General features: G+C 61.5%; 13 protein-coding genes and 1 pseudogene. 13 read left to right on the forward strand and 1 reads right to left on the reverse strand.

All coding sequences use genetic code 11. The annotated features are described in order from the left end of the window. Positions 1-40: 40 nt before the first annotated feature. From BREU_RS07210 to BREU_RS07225, 4 genes are all read left to right on the forward strand, one after another. Positions 41-1,408, forward strand: a complete 1,368-nt coding sequence (locus tag BREU_RS07210; protein ID WP_044088608.1) for a dipeptidase — start codon at positions 41-43, stop codon at positions 1,406-1,408. A gap of 331 nt (positions 1,409-1,739) precedes the next feature. Beyond that, the gene (locus tag BREU_RS07215) at positions 1,740-2,339 is read left to right on the forward strand and encodes an ECF transporter S component (protein ID WP_044088607.1); all 600 of its coding nucleotides are present in this window, start codon (positions 1,740-1,742) and stop codon (positions 2,337-2,339) included. After that, entirely contained in the window at positions 2,339-3,817 is a 1,479-nt protein-coding gene (locus BREU_RS07220; protein ID WP_044088606.1) for an ABC transporter ATP-binding protein, read from the forward strand. The genes BREU_RS07215 and BREU_RS07220 overlap by 1 nt, the downstream gene beginning before the upstream one ends. A 130-nt stretch (positions 3,818-3,947) precedes the next feature. Continuing rightward, a complete protein-coding gene (locus BREU_RS07225; RefSeq protein WP_044088605.1) occupies positions 3,948-4,766 on the forward strand; it encodes an energy-coupling factor transporter transmembrane component T family protein in 819 nt (272 codons plus the stop codon). Between the two features lie 914 nt (positions 4,767-5,680). Here BREU_RS07225 and BREU_RS07230 read toward each other — a convergent pair. Then, a complete protein-coding gene (locus tag BREU_RS07230; protein ID WP_052382070.1) occupies positions 5,681-6,136 on the reverse strand; it encodes a hypothetical protein in 456 nt (151 codons plus the stop codon). A 213-nt stretch (positions 6,137-6,349) separates the two neighbouring features. On the opposite strand from BREU_RS07230, the gene BREU_RS07235 reads away from it, so the two are divergent. The 9 genes and pseudogenes from BREU_RS07235 (at position 6,350) to BREU_RS07275 (ending at position 17,228) form a co-directional block, all read left to right on the forward strand. Then, entirely contained in the window at positions 6,350-7,048 is a 699-nt protein-coding gene (locus tag BREU_RS07235; RefSeq protein WP_152598564.1) for a hypothetical protein, read from the forward strand. A 45-nt stretch (positions 7,049-7,093) separates the two neighbouring features. Next, positions 7,094-7,963 carry a TrmH family RNA methyltransferase gene (locus BREU_RS07240; protein ID WP_044088601.1) on the forward strand — a complete coding sequence of 290 codons (870 nt, stop codon included), beginning with the start codon at positions 7,094-7,096 and terminating at the stop codon, positions 7,961-7,963. A 63-nt stretch (positions 7,964-8,026) separates the two neighbouring features. Beyond that, entirely contained in the window at positions 8,027-9,094 is a 1,068-nt protein-coding gene (pheS, locus tag BREU_RS07245; protein WP_044088600.1) for a phenylalanine--tRNA ligase subunit alpha, read from the forward strand. Between the two features lie 7 nt (positions 9,095-9,101). Next, positions 9,102-11,711 carry a phenylalanine--tRNA ligase subunit beta gene (pheT, locus tag BREU_RS07250; protein ID WP_044088599.1) on the forward strand — a complete coding sequence of 870 codons (2,610 nt, stop codon included), beginning with the start codon at positions 9,102-9,104 and terminating at the stop codon, positions 11,709-11,711. Positions 11,712-11,767: 56 nt separating this feature from the next. Then, positions 11,768-12,400, forward strand: coding sequence for a DUF4190 domain-containing protein (locus BREU_RS07255; RefSeq protein WP_044088597.1), 633 nt, complete (start codon positions 11,768-11,770; stop codon positions 12,398-12,400). A gap of 165 nt (positions 12,401-12,565) precedes the next feature. Beyond that, the gene (gene argC / locus BREU_RS07260; RefSeq protein WP_044088596.1) at positions 12,566-13,660 is read left to right on the forward strand and encodes an N-acetyl-gamma-glutamyl-phosphate reductase; all 1,095 of its coding nucleotides are present in this window, start codon (positions 12,566-12,568) and stop codon (positions 13,658-13,660) included. Further along, positions 13,657-14,832: a bifunctional glutamate N-acetyltransferase/amino-acid acetyltransferase ArgJ gene (gene argJ, locus BREU_RS07265; protein ID WP_044088595.1), complete on the forward strand. Its 1,176-nt coding sequence runs from the start codon at positions 13,657-13,659 to the stop codon at positions 14,830-14,832. The genes argC and argJ overlap by 4 nt, the downstream gene beginning before the upstream one ends. Positions 14,833-14,975: 143 nt before the next feature. After that, complete coding sequence (gene argB, locus BREU_RS07270; RefSeq protein WP_044095887.1) at positions 14,976-15,932, forward strand: acetylglutamate kinase; 957 nt, start codon at positions 14,976-14,978, stop codon at positions 15,930-15,932. Continuing rightward, positions 15,922-17,228, forward strand: a pseudogene (locus BREU_RS07275) (acetylornithine transaminase). Before argB ends, BREU_RS07275 begins: the two are co-directional and overlap by 11 nt. Positions 17,229-17,235 lie beyond the last annotated feature (7 nt).

A 17,235-nucleotide genomic window follows, 5' to 3' on the forward strand; every position in this document is an offset into this window, starting at 1 on the left:
ATGACGCCTTTTATATGACTGATATATAAGGAGGACACACATGGCAGGACTCACCGTAGACGAGGTTCGCGCGCGCGTCGAAGCCGATTGGGACCGTATCGTCGAAGTGCTCAGGCGCAAGATCGCCTTGCAGTCCGTCTCCGCCAAAGGCATCACGGCAGACCATATGAAGCGTTCTGCCGAGTTCGTGGCCGAGGAGCTCAGACTGGTGGGCGTGGACGCGAAGGTGGTGCAGGCGTCCAATGAGGATGGCACCCCGGGCGCGTGGGAGGTCATCGGTTCTCGTATGGTCAGTCCGGACGCCCCGACCGTTTTGCTGTATGCCCATCATGATGTCCAGCCGGTGCCCGATCCTGCCGAATGGGACACCGACCCGTTCGTGGGCACTGAAATCGACGGACGGCTCTATGGCCGTGGATCCGCCGATGACGGCGGCGGCATCGCCATCCATTCCGGTGCGCTCAAGGCGCTTGGCGACGATCTCAAGGTGAATATCAAGGTGTTCATCGAGGGGGAGGAGGAGATGGGCTCGCCGAGCTTCATCCCGTTCATCAGCGCCCATAAGGACGAGTTCGACTCCGATGTGATCATCGTGGCCGATTCCGGCAACTGGTCCGCCGAAATCCCGTCCCTGACCACGTCACTGCGCGGCAACACCTGCGTGGACGTGACCGTGCGCGGACTGAAGCATCCGGTGCATTCCGGCCAGTACGGTGGGCCTATTCTTGACTCGAACACGCTTGCTGCCATGCTGATTGCCTCCCTGTATGACGAGAATGGCGATATCGCCGTGCCGGGCATCGCCGCGCAGGAGCCGGTCGGAGGCCTGCAGCAGGACGTCGACGAAGCCGGCGTGCGCGCCGATGCGGGCGTGGTCGATGGATACGTGCTCGCCGGTTCCGGCTCCTTGGCATCACGTCTGTGGACCAAGCCGAGCCTGACGGTGATCGGCTTCGATGCGCATCCGGTGGACGGCTCGTTCAATGTGATCGCCCCCGAGACCCGCTTCCGCCTGTCCCTGCGCACAGCTCCGAGCCAGCGCCCCGAAGAAGCTCAGGATGCGTTGGCCGAGTTCCTGCTGTCGCATGCTCCGTTCGGCGCTGAGATCGAGGTGACCAAGCTGGAGAACGGCATGGGTTGGGCCATGGATCCGGACGCCGTGGCCACCAAGGACGCGCTCGAAGCCATGGAGGAGACATTCGGCGTCAAGCCGATCAATCAGGGTCAGGGTGGCTCCATCCCGTTCATCCCCGAACTGCAGCGCCTGTTCCCGTCCGCTCAGGTGCTGGTCACCGGCCCGGAGGACCCGAAGGCCAACGCCCACAGCCCGAACGAGTCCATCTCGCTGTACGGCTTGAAGCACAACGTGATCACCGAGGCGCTGCTGCTCGACAAGCTCGGCAGGTAGCGGCTCACGAAAGGCTCGCGGGCCTTGCGCCGGATGTCGGCTGTGTGATCATCGCGATGGCTGACACTCATCGTGATGATCACATGATCCGGGAAGGCACCGGTTTCAGGATTCCTCTATTGCCTTTGGCGGCGGCTTGCCTTATAGTCGGGGAGTTGACACGGGAGCTGCCGAAGGGCGGCTGAGAGGAGACGCTGAGTCTCGACCGATGGAACTTGGACGGGCAATGCCGTCCACGGAATTGTCGCTCTTACATACCCGTGCCTGAACCCGATGTGATACGCGGCCACTATGCCGTGAATCGCATGAGAGAAGAAGGAAAGGCACAATCATGGCTGAAGCCGTCGCCAAAGCAAACTACAAGTGGCGCGTCGTGGATATCGTCGTCGCCGCCATCATCGCCGTCGCATCCGGCGTCATCTTCTGGGGTTGGGACATCGTCTGCGCAGCCCCCCTTGCCCTGTTCGAAGCCGTCACCCCGGGCTTCGAAGGCCTGCTCAACGGCTTCTGGCTGTTCGCCGGCCCGCTGGCCGCCATCATCATGCGCAAGCCGGGTGCCGCGCTGTTCGCCGAGACCCTTGCCGCATTCCTCGAGCTCACCTTGGGCAACCAGTGGGGCGTCGGCGGCTCCCTGATCGTCGGCATCATGCAGGGCCTGTGCGCTGAGATCGGCTTCGCGATCTTCATGTGGAAGAAGTGGAACATCGTCACCACCATGCTGTCCGGTGCCCTCGCCGGCGTCGGCTGCTGGGCCTACTACTGGATGACCAACCCCGGTTGGAACGCGATGCGCGTGACCTGGTACCTGGTCGGCTCCATCATCTCCGGCATCGTGCTCGCCGGCGCGCTCATGTGGGCGCTGCACAAGGCCATCGCCGCTACCGGCGTGCTTGACCGCTTCGCCTCCGGCCGTGCCGAGGCGCGCGTCTGATGCGCATCACGCCCGCCCATCTCGAGGCAAAGCAGTGGGGATGGCGTCACGCCACACGAAAGGACTTTGCCCTGCGCGGGCTTGACTTCGACATCCAGCCCGGCGAGCATGTGCTGCTCCTCGGCGCCTCAGGGGCGGGCAAAAGCACGCTTATGGCCGGATTGGCCGGCGTACTCGGCGGATCCGACGAAGGTGAGCAGGAAGGCTCCCTGACCATCGACGGCATCGAGGCCGGCATTGCCCGCGGCAAAGCCGGCCTCGTGCTGCAGGACCCGGATTCGCAGATCATTCTCGAGCGCGTGGGTGATGACGCGGCCTTCGGCTGCGAGAACCTGAACATCCCACGCGATGAGATCTGGCGGCGTGTTCGCGAATCGCTCAATCTGGTCGGTTTGAAGGACATCGACCTCGACCGTTCCACGCGCCACCTGTCCGGCGGGCAGCGGCAGCGCCTCGCGCTAGCCGGCGTGCTCGCCATGCAGCCCGGACTGCTGCTACTCGACGAGCCGACAGCGAACCTCGATCCCGATGGCGTGGTCGAAGTGCATGATGCGGTGCGTGACGTGCTCGCACGCACCGGACAGACTTTGGTCGTCGTCGAACACCATATCGACGTGTGGATGGATCTGATCGACCGCGTCATCGTCATCGGACACCCGGATCCGGACTCGCCTGTAGGCGGCATCATCGCCGACGGCAGTCCGGATGAGGTGTTCGGCCGATACGGCGATCTGCTCGCCGGCGGTGGCGCATGGGTGCCGGGGCGGGCGATTCCCGACCGTAAGCCGAAGGACAACGTCTCCTCGGGCGACAGGCCGGCGCTCATTACCGAAGACCTGAGCTTCGGTCGCGGAACGGCACTGGGCGAGCATATCGACCTCGCTTTCCAATCAGGCGAGGTGACGGCCCTCATGGGTCCGAATGGTGCCGGCAAATCCACGCTCGCATTGACGCTTGCCGGCCTGCTCGAACCGCTGAGCGGGCACGTCCGTGTTCGCGCGGACATCGCCGACGGGGCTCGAGGCGATGAGCCGAACCGTTGGAAAAGCCGTGAACTGCTCGGACGCATCGGCATGGTCTTCCAGGAGCCGGAACACCAGTTCGCGGCGCCGCTCGTACGCGACGAGGTCGCCATCGGCCCCAAATCGATGGGCGCGGACGATGCCAAGGCGTACGCCATCGCCGACGAGATGCTCGAACGCATGAACCTGAGCCGTTTCGCCAAAGCCAACCCGTACACGCTGTCCGGCGGCGAGAAGAGGCGGCTGTCCGTTGCATCGATGCTTGCAAGCGCGCCGAAGATCCTCGTCATGGACGAGCCGACGTTCGGACAGGACTTCACCACATGGACGGAGATGGTCGACCTCATCGCCGGCGTGCGCGACCGAGGTTCCGCCGTCATCGTCGTCACGCACGATGAGGCGCTCGTCGAAGCGTTGCACGCGCGACGCATCATGTTCGGATTCGCGGGGGAGTGAACTGAAAATGACTGGGACGGACAGGACGATAGCGTTGGCCGTGGCGGATGAGACAAGAGCTGGCACAGGTGTTGGCGCGGCGGCTGATGTTGTTCTCGCTGATCGGACGGTCGGCACGCCCAAGAATGACATGGTGACCGTCACGCCGCCATCCGCGCGGAATGAACCGGCGAAGCCCGCCTCGCCATCATGGTTCATCGCGAAAGTGAACCCGGTGGCGCGCATCATCGGCGCGCTGCTGCTGTGCATCCCCATGTTCGTGAGCCTCGACGTGGTGTCCGCATCCGTGGCGCTGGGACTCGAGGTCATACTGCTGTGGATTGGAGGCGTGAACCCGCTGCGCGTCTGCCGCAGTACATGGCCCGTGTGGATCGCTGCGGCCGGCGGATTCATCTCGGTGCTGCTCTACGGTCGCACCTCCGGTGCGATCCTGTGGTCCGCCGGCTGGATCGTAGTGTCCGAGGGATCCGTATACCTCGCGTGCGCCACATTTCTGCGCGTGCTGGCCATCGCCGTCCCCGGCGTGGTGCTTGCGCTCGGCCTTGACCCGACCGATCTGGCCGACGGCCTCGTGCAGATCCTGCATTTCTCCCCGCGCTTCGTCTACGGCGGTCTGGCCGGCATGCGCATGTTCACACTGCTTCAGGACGATTGGCGTGCGCTCGGTCTGTCGCGGCGCTCGCGTGGTCTTGGCGACGGCAACGCCATACGCCGCGCGTTCTCGCAGGCGTTCGGCCTGCTCGTATTGTCGATTCGCCGTGCGACGAAACTCGCCACCGCAATGGAGGCGCGCGGATTCGGCGGCACAGGTCCCCGTTCGGCGGCCCGCGTCTCGCGCCTCAACCCAATCGACGCCGTGTTCTGCGTGATCTGTCTGTTGATTCCGCTCGTCGCGCTCGGTGTCGCCGTGCATGCCGGCTACTGGCATTTCGCCTTCCAAGGCGTGTGAGCATTGCCGACGCGACTGTGATCCGCAAGTCGTGGGACGCACAGCCATGATTCATGGAGCTAGCCGGTGATTTCGTGACCTCGTGGTCTTTCGCACATCATGATTATGGGGCTCGATGAAGCGCAGAACCGTCTTCTAGCGTATTCCCCGGGTAATGGACTCGCCCCTTGGATCTCCGATGGATTTCGAACAACCCATAGGACGCATTGGTATTTCGTGAGCTATTGGAGTGCGTTGCAGGTATTTTGTGTACTCGTAGAATCCGTTGCAGGTGATTTGTGTACTTGTAGAGCCCGGAAATCTCCGTACAAGTACACAAAACACCTGCGACCTGTTTTCAAAGCACTGTTTCACCTGCATTCCGCCTCGTAAAAGTGCCTGTTCCGCCTGCAACGGGCCGCAGGAGCCGACGGGAACCGCCTCAGGCGACGCCTTCAACGACATGTTTCACCTGCGACGAGCTCCGGATTCATGCCGTCGTCGATGGTTGTGTTGCGGCGCGCAGGTCGTTGCGTCGGTGTCTGCTCAGCCGTTGGCTGGTTGTGAACATCTACTTGTGACCATCTACTGAAACGTCGCGTAGCCCGGGGAGATCGAATGCTTCCTGATGGGGTTCGCGCGAGATCATCGGTTCTCCTGCTCTTTAGAGCCTCGTGTGATTGAATCTTCGCGTGGTTCCTGGGAGTCATTTATGGCCGCTCTGATCGTCGAAAGACAAGATTTTCCCGTCCTTCATATTCATGAGGCCGGCTGCCTGCACTACGGGGTCCTTGCCGCAGATCAGCGTTTATGGTCCTTGTCATGTGGATGCCGCCATTTACACCACACAGACAAGTAGGCGATGAGTCCCCCTAGGAAAGGCAGGAGATTAACTAACTTCATGATTTACCTCCGCAGATGAATAAAGAACCTGTTCAGCAGTGACTTGAAACCCACGTCCAGAAGAATGCAAAACCAAATCCCACCAACACAGCGATGGCGGGATTCGCCCCGACAAGACTCAATGCGGCTTGCCATGCTGCGTCATGACCAGCTCCTATGGCGGCGACAAGATACGGGCATACATCATGCGTCGTAATTCTCGACTGTGCACTGTTCACAAGTTCCTGACGTTGTTCCGCAGGAATTTTCTCAAGCTCATTTGCCGCATTGGCGACTACCGCAGCTAGGGATTCAGTGCGAACGGCACCATTGAGATCCTTGACCGTAACGATTCCTGTGTCGTAGTTGATTGTTGCGGTCAACGTACCTTGCCCATCCACTTCGACGGTCGAGGTATTTTCGCCGTGAAGCTCTCCTCCGAATGCCGCAGGTATGGACTCTTTTGGCATTTCGCTGATTGCAATCTCTGCCGCATCTGCTGATGTCATCGGCACGAGTCCCTAAACTAGCGCTACGGAGAATGAGACTACCAGAGCGAGTATCCCACGTGCCGATTTCATAAGACGAGCCATTGATGCCTCCGATACTCCATCGCCTTAGTAGGCAGTGTATCCATTATTTATTAGGCAAGTAGCACATCGCTTGTCTGGTAAAAAGCATATCAGATTGATACCGCGGCGATTCCAGTCAAACAGAGAATCGTGGATAATCTTGCCGAATGTGGGATAAAGGAATATGCCGATGACTCGTATTCGGTGTTTTCTGGTTCACTGGCTATTGAGGACTTTTGTCATATGCTCAAGGATGAGGCCGGCTTGGGGGATCCGGACTTGACGTGGAGGGAAGCGGCAGCACCTTTTGCCCGTGTAAGTACGTCGCATGAGATCGACTATGCGAAACCATTGAACGTCTCGGCTCAAGCGCCGGATGCCCACGCCGTGAAAACGCTTGAGAAGATGTTCAGCGTCTTCCAACCCATCAAGGAACTGGAAGCGACAGCCTTGGATGCGCGGAATCGATACGAGGTGATGCGTAGAGCGGCAAGTATGGGGCTTTCCGATTACATATCATTGAGAAGCAAACGGGATCGGAAGAATGCGCAAGCGCAGCTGAAGATGGCTGAACGAGAACTTAACGATTGCCGATATGGGACAGACCGGAACGTTGAGTTCAGAGGAGTGGAACAAGGCGGGAGAACTCAATGGCACCGTCCAACGACTACAGGCGCAGATCGACTCCTGGGACAAGACAGAAACATTGAAAACGAAGATGCAGTAGACATCCGCGGAACTGCAGGCACAACGGCCGAAGCTCATCGTACAGTGGTCTTCCTGAATGCCGATGAGCGGGCGCTCTATGGCAGACGATGGAACAAGATCGAAGAACAAGAGGAATCGTGACTACGCGAGGGGCTCTGCGGTAGGCGTGACGGTAGGCTGGAATCCATGCCTATCAATGCCCAGATTCTCGACAATCCGAAATCCGACCGAGTGCGCCGCATCGCCGACCTCGTACGCGACAAAGGCCGCGAACGCTCCGGACGCTTCCTCATCGAAGGCCCGCAGGCGGTGCGCGAAGCCGTCACCTGGAGGCCGGACGTGGTGCAGGATCTGTACGTAGAGGTCTCTCAGGCGCTGGAACATCCGCGCATCATCTCGTCCACGTTGGAAAAGATCGTGGACAAGTCGCAGGATTCCACAATCTATGTGCACTATTGCAGCGGCGACGTCATCCGTCATATCAGCAAGGATGCGCAGGGCATTCTCGCTGTGGGCAACGCGCGCGCGATGCAATGCGACACCGAGGATCTCAAGCTGGGCAGGAAGCCTCATATCGCCGCGTTCTGGCAGGTGCGTGACCCGGGCAACGCCGGCACGGTGATTCGCGCTGCCGACGCCGCCGGCTGCGACGCTGTGGTCTTCGTGGACGATTGCGTGGACCCGTTGAACCCCAAGGTCATCCGCTCCACCGTCGGCTCCCTGTTCCATCTGCCCGTGCTGCACATGGGCACCGACGAGTTCTTCGGCTGGGCGAAAGACCACGATATGGACGTGTGGGCCGCGGATGTGTATGGCACCGAGGACCGCAGGCCGGAAAGCCTGCCCCAGGTGCTCGCCGACCCGGCGTCGGCAGACGAGGCCAAAGCCGTGCTGTTCGGCAACGAGGCGCGTGGATTGGAGCCGGAAATCCTTGGAAAATGCGATCGGATTGTGTCCATTCCGTTGTATGGCAAGGCCGAGTCGCTGAACCTCGGCACCTCAGCCGCAGTCATGCTGATGAGCTTGGCTATGTCGGGTCATATTGAAACAATGTGAGTTTGGAAAACGCTGCAAACAACAGAAAACCGCGTTGAGGAATCATCGAACGAAAGGGTTCTCGTGGCAGAACAAGTGGTGTTCGACGCCGACCAGGTGACCGCTGCGGTCGCCGAGGGCATCGAGAAAATCCAGAACGCCTCCGATTTGGAGGAGTTGAAAGCCATCAAGACGAAGTACGCAGGAGCCGAGTCCGCAATGACCCAGGCCAGCAAGGCCATCGGTTCATTGCCTGTGGATCAGAAGAAGGACGCCGGCAAGCTGATGAGCAAGCTGCGCGCCGACTTCGGCCGTGCCTACGGGCCGAAGGAGATCGAGCTCAAGGAAGCAGCTGAGAAGGCGGCGCTCGCAGCCGAGACCGTGGATATGACCCTCCCCGTGGACCGCAAGCCGCTTGGCGCGCGTCACCCGCTGGCCAAGCTGATGGAGGATGTCGAGGACTTCTTCATCTCCATGGGCTGGCAGATCTCCTCCGGTCCGGAGATTGAAGCCGAATGGTACAACTTCGACTCCCTGAACTTCGGCCCGGACCATCCGGCCCGTCAGATGCAGGACACCTTCTACGTCAAGGGCAACCAGGCCAAGGACGCCGCCGGCTTCGTCGGCTCCAATATGGTGGTGCGCACGCAGACCTCCTCCGATCAGGTTCGTGCCCTGCTCACCCGCGGCGTGCCGCTGTACATCGCCAGCCCGGGACGTGTGTTCCGCACCGACGAGCTGGACGCCACGCACACCCCGGTGTTCCACCAGTGCGAGGCGCTTGCCGTGGACAAGCACCTGACCATGGCCGATCTCAAGGGTGTGCTGGACAAGCTCGCCGTGGCCATGTTCGGTCCGGAAGCCAAGACCCGCCTGCGCCCGAGCTACTTCCCGTTCACCGAACCCAGCGCCGAACTCGACCTGTGGTTCCCGGATAAGAAGGGCGGCCCCGGCTGGCTCGAATGGGGCGGCTGCGGCATGGTGAACCCGAACGTATTGAAGTCCGCCGGCATCGATCCCGAGGTCTACACCGGCTTCGCCTTCGGCGTGGGCATGGAGCGCACGCTGCTGCTGCGCAGCGACATCAACGATATGCACGACCTGGTCGAAGGTGACGTGCGTTTCGCCGAACAGTTTGTGATGGGGGAGTGATTCAGCCATGCCTATGATCGACATTGATTGGCTCAAGGACCATGTCGAGGTTCCCGAAGGACTGACCTACGAGCAGCTCGCCAAGGATCTGGTCAAAGTGGGTCTTGAGGAAGAGGAGATCCACGCCTCGCAGGTGACCGGTCCCATCGTGGTCGGCTATGTGGTCGACGCCACTCCGGAACCGCAGAAGAACGGCAAGATCATCAACTGGTGCCATGTGGACTGCGGCGATGAATGGAACGAGACCGACGAGAACGGCAACAAGGTGCCGCGTGGCATCATCTGCGGCGCTCCCAATATGAGAGCAGGCGAGAAGGTCGTCGTCACGCTGCCTGGTGCCGTGCTGCCCGGTGATTTCAAGATCGAGCCGCGCAAGACCTACGGCCACATCTCCAACGGCATGTGCGCTTCCGAGCGTGAGCTCGGTCTCGGGGACAACCACAACGGCATCATCCTGCTGCACGAGTATGGCTTCACAGAAGCCGAATACGAGGCGTTGCAGCCCGGTCAGGACGCGATGCATCTGCTGCATCTCGATCAGCCGTTGCTGGAGATCAACATCACGCCCGATCGCGGATACACGCTGTCCTATCGTGGTGTGGCCCGCGAATACCACCACTCCACGGGCGAGCCGTACACCGATCCGGCGGTGGCGCTGAACGAGAAGGCTCCGGAACCGGCCGACTACGCACCTGGCACCCAGCTTGACATGGATATCGAGATTGAGGACAACAATCCGATTCACGGCGTCCCCGGCTGCGACCGGTATTATGCGCGCGTGGTGCGGAACTTCGATCCGACCGCCAAGACCCCGAACTGGATGCGTCGCCGTCTGACCCGTGCGGGCATGCGCTCCCTGTCTCTGGCTGTGGACGTGACCAATTACGTGATGCTGGATCTCGGACAGCCGATGCACGCCTACGATCTGGACAAGCTCGAAGGCCCGATCGTGGTCCGTCGCGCGAATGCGGGCGAGAAGCTCACCACGCTTGACGGCAAGGAGCATGAGCTGAGCATCGAGGACCTGCTGATCACCGATTCGCCGAATGGCGCCCGTGGCTCCCGCATCCTCGGCCTTGCCGGTGTGATGGGTGGTCTGTATGGTGAAGTGACCGCCGATACCAAGAACATCCTGCTGGAGGCCGCGCACTTCGACCAGGTGACGATCGCCCGGTCCGCGCGCCGCCACAAGATCCCCTCCGAGGCATCCCGTCGATTCGAGCGCGGTGTGGACACCGCTCTGCAGCCCGCAGCGGCCCAGATGGCGTCCGAGCTGCTCGCCAAGTACGGCAATGGCGAGCCCAGCGAACATCCGAATGACGTGAACAACACGGTCCGCCCCAAGGTCATTCATTTCAAGGCCTCCGAGGTGGCGCGCGTTGCAGGACTCGACGTGGACATCAACCGTGTCTCCGATATTCTCACCGACATCGGGTGCACTGTGGCCGGTGGCGGCAACGGCGAATTCTCCGTGACCCCGCCGACATGGCGTCCTGACCTGAATGCGCCGTGCGATCTGGTAGAGGAGATCGCCCGTCTGGTCGGCTATGACCAGATTCCCGTCACTGTGCCGCCTGCTCCGGTCGAGGGATTGGTCGGGCTGACCCCGAACCAGCTGCGTCGTCGTCGTATCGCCGACGAACTGGCCGAATACGGCATGGTGGAGGCGCTGAGCTACCCATTCGTGGGCGACGAGGATTACAAGGCTTTCCGCTACGACGCCGAACAGACCAAGAAGGTCAGCGTGGAGATCGCCAACCCGCTGTACGGTGACCGTCCGTATCTGCGCCGCGACATCCTCCCGACCCTGGCCACCACGGTTCAGCGCAACATCCGCCGTGGCATCGAGAACGTATCCCTGTATGAGCTCGGCCATGTCTATCTGTGGAACCCTGACGCCCCCGCCATTCCGGCGTTGCCGGGCGGCGTGCGTCCGACGGATGAGCAGCTTGCCGCGCTCGACGCCGGTCTGCCGGATCAGCCCGACCATGTGGCCGGCATCCTGACTGGCCTAGCCGAGGATTCCGGCTGGCTCGGTGACAAGCGTCCGGTGGATTGGTCCGACGCCGTCGAGGCTGTGCGCCGCATTGCCGGCCGCATCGGCGCTGTGATCGCTTTCGACCAGCCCAAGGCGGACGATGTACCTGCACAATGGCATCCGGGTCGTGCCGCCCGCGTCAAGGCCGGCGAAGTCTTCGTCGGCTGGGTGGGCGAGTTGCATCCGCGCGTCAACGAGGCGCTCGGCTTCCCCGAGCACTCCGCCGCCTTTGAACTGAACCTCACCGACCTGTTCTCCACGCTGACGGGCAAGCCGGTTCAGGCCAAGCCGATTTCCACGTTCCCGCCGGTCAAGCAGGATCTGGCCTTCACCGTGGACGACACGGTGAGCGCCGCACAGCTCGAGGATGTTATTCGCAAGGCCGCAGGCGCCAACCTTGAATCAATCGAGCTGTTCGACGTCTTCACCGGCGAGCAGGTGGGCGAAGGCAAGAAGTCCCTGGCCTATGCCGTCGTCTTCCGATCCCCGAGCAAGACGCTATCCGCAGAAGACAGCGATGCCATCCGTCAGGCCATCGTGGCCGAAGCGGCGCAAATCGGTGCGCAATTGCGCGCCTGACCCACTGGTGGCCTGAACCGCAGACCACCTCCAGCAAGTCGAATCAAAGGAGCACCATGAACCAGCCGGAACAGCAATCACCGCAATACGGGCAGTACAAGAAGCCTGAATACGGTGCGATGTCTGGCCAGTACGGTCCCAACTACAACCCGTATATCTATGGTGCTCCCGATCCCGACCCCAACCAGCAGCAGGCCGACGGCACACAGAATGCCGGAGCTGCACAGCCCCAGAATGCGCAAGGGTATTATCCGGGTGGCTACCCGGGCGTTCAAGGGCAGCCTTATAGTGCGGGCAATCAATATGGCAATCAATTCGGCGGGCCCGCGAACCAGGGTGCACAGCCTCATCAGCCCCGATACTATAACGGTGTCGATCTGAACGACCCCAATCAGAACCCGTTGTATGGGCATTGGGATTCGTATGCGATCATCTCATTCGTGTTGGCGCTCTTCTTCCCGGTACCGGTGCTTTCTGCGCTGATGGGCATCGTGGCCATGTGGCGCACCCGCACCTTCCACATGAAGGGATTTGGCCTGGCCGTGGCTGCAGTGGTGCTCAACGTGCTGTACACGTTGGCGGTGCTGTGGATGACGTTCAACGGCTATGATCCGATGACTCTGTATCAGGATGCCCTGCAGCAGTTTGTCGGCGGCTCGGGATCATCCGGCGATTCCATCTCCGCCTGATTCGCTATTGCCTGTTGAAGCTGGAATCAGCAGATGTCCGATTGTCGTGGTCGTCCATGTAATGACGCCCCGATGATGCCGTCCAACACACCATTGCATAACTATACATAAGTTTGCATAATCATGTATACTCGTCTCTGTTGCTTCAATGGAAAAGAGATGAGTATGCCGAAATATTCAGTGGCCGTGGCCGGTGCCACGGGATATGCCGGAGGTGAGGCGCTGCGCATTCTTGCGGCCCACCCCGACTTCGAGGTCACATGCGTGGCCGGCCATTCGTCCGTGGGAGATTCCATGGCGAAACATATGCCGCATATTCCCCAGCTTGCCGATTTGACGGTGGAGGACACCACACCGGAGGTGCTGAACGGCCACGATGTGATCATCCTCGCGTTGCCGCATGGCGCATCGGGCAAGCTTGCGGCGCAGCTCGACCCCGACGCAGTGGTCGTCGATCTAGGTGCCGACCACCGCCTTGAGGAGCGGTCCGCTTGGGATGAGTTCTATGGCGGTGATTTCTACGAGCATTGGACATACGGCATGCCCGAGCTCATCACCGGCAAGAACCCGGATGGCGCGTACACCCGGCAGCGCGAGGCCCTGCCCGGCGTCAAGCGCATTGCCGGACCGGGATGCAACGTCACTGCCACGACGCTGGCATTGCAGCCGGCCATCGCCGAGGGGCTCGTGGATTCCAAGGATATCGTGGCCGATCTGGTCGTAGGCTATTCCGGTGCCGGCAAGAACCTGAAACGCACGAATCTGCTCGCTTCCGAGGCGTTGCAGTCCGCCTTGCCGTATGCGGTGGGTGGAACGCATCGTCATATCCCGGAGATTCTGCAGAACTTCGCCCATGCCTCCGGAGCGAGCGCTGCGGCGGCCAGCGAATTCACGCTTGGATTCACGCCCATTCTGGCACCGATGTCACGTGGCATTCTCGCCACCGTCTCCGCACGCATGAGTTCCAAGGCCCTCGCCATGAGCGACGCGGACATACGAGCCGTATGGTCCAAGGCATATGAGGGGCAGGACTTCATGGTGCTGCTGCCGGAAGGCATGCTGCCGGCAACCGGCAACATCATCGGATCCAACGCCGCGCACCTGCAGGTGGTCGTGGATCGCAGGTCCCAACGTCTGTACGCATTTGCGGCCATCGACAACCTGAACCGTGGCACAGCCGGACAGGCCGTGCAATCATTGAACATCGCACTGGGCCTGCCTGAAGACGCAGGTCTGACCAAGATTGGAGTAGCACCGTGAGCGTTACCTTTGCCCAAGGATTCTCAGCCGCTGGCGTTCAGGCCGGCATTTCCGCAGTCGCCGACAAGAAGGACCTGGCCCTCGTGGTCAACAATGGACCGTTGGATGCCGCAGCGGGCGTGTTCACTTCGAACCGATTCTGCGCCGCTCCCGTGCAGTGGAGTCGCGGCATCGTCGCGGACGGTCATGTCAAAGCCGTGATCCTCAATTCCGGCGGTGCCAATGCATGCACCGGGGAGGCTGGATACGCCCAGTCAAAGGCCACTGCGGAGAAGGTAGCCTCATTGGTCGGCGTCGAGCCTGATCAAGTGGCAGTGTGTTCCACAGGTCTGATTGGCGAACTTCTGCCGCTTGACCACGTGCTGGATGGCGCCGAGAAAGCCTACGCCGCGTTGGCGGACACTGCGGATGCCGGTGCGGACGCCTCCCATGCCATCATGACCACCGATACCAAACCCAAGACGGTCGAACTGACCGGCACTACCGGTTGGAAGATCGGTGGCATGGTCAAGGGATCCGGCATGATCGCCCCCCAGCTGGCGACGATGCTGTGCGTCATCACCATGGACGCCGTGGTCTCCGCCGGACAGTTGCAGGCGGCGCTGACGGTGGCCGCCGAACACTCCTTCAACCGCATCGACGTGGACGGCTGCATGTCCACCAACGACACGGTGCTGCTGCTCGCATCCGGTGCCTCCGGCGTGGAGCCGGACAAGGATGAGTTCAACGATCTGGTCCGTCAGGCATGCGCCAGCCTCGCGCGACAGATCATCGGCGACGGCGAGGGCGCGTCCCATGACATCCGTATCACCGTCACCGGTGCCACCAGCGAGGAAGCGGCATTGGCCTGCGGCCGTGCCGTGGCCGCCTCGAACCTGCTCAAATGCGCGATCTCCGGCAACGACCCGAACTGGGGCCGAATCGTCAGCTCGCTGGGTACCGTGCCCGAGGATGTGGCGCCGTATGATGCCGACAAGGTGACCGTGGACGTGAACGGCGTGCGCATCTGCGAGAACGGCGGAGCCGGACGCGACCGCAGCGAGGTCGATATGACCCCGCGGGAGGTGCACATCGATATCGATCTGAACACCGGTTCGGATGCATGCGCCACGGTCTGGACCGACGACCTCACCCATGAGTATGTCCATATCAATGCCGATTACGAAAGCTGAGCAATGGTCGTGCGAGGGTTGAACCGGTGTTCGTTGTCCGACACGCTCCGGGCCGCTCAGGCCAAGTCCTTACGGTCGGACAACGAGCACCGGCATCAAACCCTTACTCGGTTGAATACATATGAGGGGAAAACAGTAGATTTATGGCTAGTGAAGTAAAGGGACCAGGGTTCCACTTCGACGTGCATACGGATCTGCGCGCCGATCAGAAGGCGGAAGTGCTCATCGAGGCTCTGCCGTGGCTGGAGGAGTTCGCCGGCCAGCGCATCGTGGTCAAATATGGCGGCAATGGCATGGTGGACGAGCATCTCAAGCAGTGCTTCGCCGAAGACATGGTGTTCCTGCGCCAGGTCGGCATCCATCCGATCGTGGTCCATGGTGGTGGCCCGCAGATCTCCCAGATGCTGAAGGCGTTGGGCATCAAATCCGAGTTCAAGGGTGGACTGAGAGTCACCACTCCCGAGGCCATGGATGTGGTGCGTATGGTGCTGACCGGCAAGGTCTCCCGTGAACTGGTTGGCCTGATCAATGCGCACGGGCCGCTGGCGGTTGGCTTGTCCGGTGAGGATGGGGGCTTGTTCTCCGCGACGCAGCGCAAGCCGGTGATCGACGGTCAACCCACCGACATAGGTCTGGTCGGCGACGTGGTATCCGTGGATGCCTCCGCCGTTGAGGATCTTGTGGCGGCAGGCCGGATCCCGGTCGTCTCCTCGGTCGCGCCGAACGAGGAGGACGCCACCGAAGTGCTCAATGTCAACGCCGATTCCGCCGCCGCGGCGCTGGCTGCGGCGGTAGGCGCCCACAAGCTGGTGATCCTGACCGACGTCGACGGCCTGTACGCCGATTGGCCGGACCGGAACTCGTTGATCGGACGCATCGGCGTGGAGAACCTGAGGGACATGCTGCCCGATCTTGAGTCCGGCATGCGCCCGAAAATGGAGGCGTGCGTGCGCGCCATCGACGGCGGCGTGCCACAGGCCCACATCATCGACGGTCGCAAACCGCATTCGATCCTGAACGAGATATTCACCTCCGCTGGTATAGGCACCATGGTCGTGCCCGAGGACGGACTGGAAATGAGGAGCTCTTATGTCTACTGAACAGCCAATCGAGCATAAGGAAACACTGGGGGACGAAGACAGCAAATGGCTGGGTGAATACTCCCGAGTGCATATGAACGTGTTCGGTACGCCGCTGCGTGTCATGGACCATGGCCAAGGTGCACACCTGTGGGATGTGGATGGCAACGAATATCTGGACTTCCTCGGGGGCATCGCGGTCAATTCCCTCGGCTATGCACACCCCAAGTGGGTGAAGGCCGTATCCGAACAGGCCGCGAAGGTAGCCCATATCAGCAACTATTTCGCCTCCGAGCCGCAGATCGAACTTGCCGCCAAGCTGGTGAAGCTCGCGGGCGCTCCGGAAGGCTCCAAGGTGTACTTCGGCAATTCCGGTGCCGAGGGCAACGAGGCCGCATTGAAGCTCGCCAAACTGTACGGCCGCACGTTGCCGGGCGCCCTGCCCTCAGTGGGGGGCAAGCCGGCACGCATCATCGCCATGACCCAGGGATTCCACGGCCGTACCATGGGCGCTCTTTCCGCGACGTGGAAGCCCGGTATCCGAAAGCAGTATGACCCGTTGGTGCCGAATATCGAGTTCGTGCGCCCGGGTGACAAATACGCCCTGCACGACGCCTTCGCGCAGACCGGTATCGGCCATTACGGCAAGGGTCCGGTCGCCGCAGTGATCCTGGAGCTCATCCAGGGCGAGGCCGGCGTCAAGCCGCTGGGTGCCGACTATGTGCGATTCGTGCGCGAGATGTGCGACATCAATCACGCGCTGCTTATCATCGACGAAGTGCAGACCGGCATCGGCCGCACCGGCGCATGGTTCGCCTTCCAGCGCGAGGATCTGGCCGGCGGCGTGGTTCCGGATATGGTCACCTTCGCCAAGGGTGTGGCGGGCGGTTTCCCGATGGGCGGCATGATCGCATTCGGCGCCGAACTCGCCGCGTTGTTCACGCCGGGTTCGCATGGCTCCACATTCGCCGGCAATCCTCTGGGCGCCGCGGCGGGCCTCGCCACACTCGGAGTCATTGAGGAGGATGATCTGGTTGCCAATGCCGAAGCGCGCGGCAAGCAGCTGCGCGAAGGCATCATGGCCACCGGTAATCCGCTGTACGTGTCCGTGCGGGGAGCGGGGCTTCTGGACGCCGTGGAACTCAAGCACCCGTGCGCGCACGCGGTGATGAACTACTGCCTCGAGCACGGCTGATCGTCAACGCAGTGGCACCTGACGCGCTGCGGTTCGCCCCGCCGCTGATCGTCACCGAACAGGACGTTGACGAAGCCCTCGCCGTACTCAAGACCGTGCCCGTTGATCTGCCCAACGACTGATTGCCGA

The organism is Bifidobacterium reuteri DSM 23975 (assembly GCF_000741695.1).
Taxonomy (GTDB): Bacteria; Actinomycetota; Actinomycetes; order Actinomycetales; family Bifidobacteriaceae; genus Bifidobacterium; species Bifidobacterium reuteri.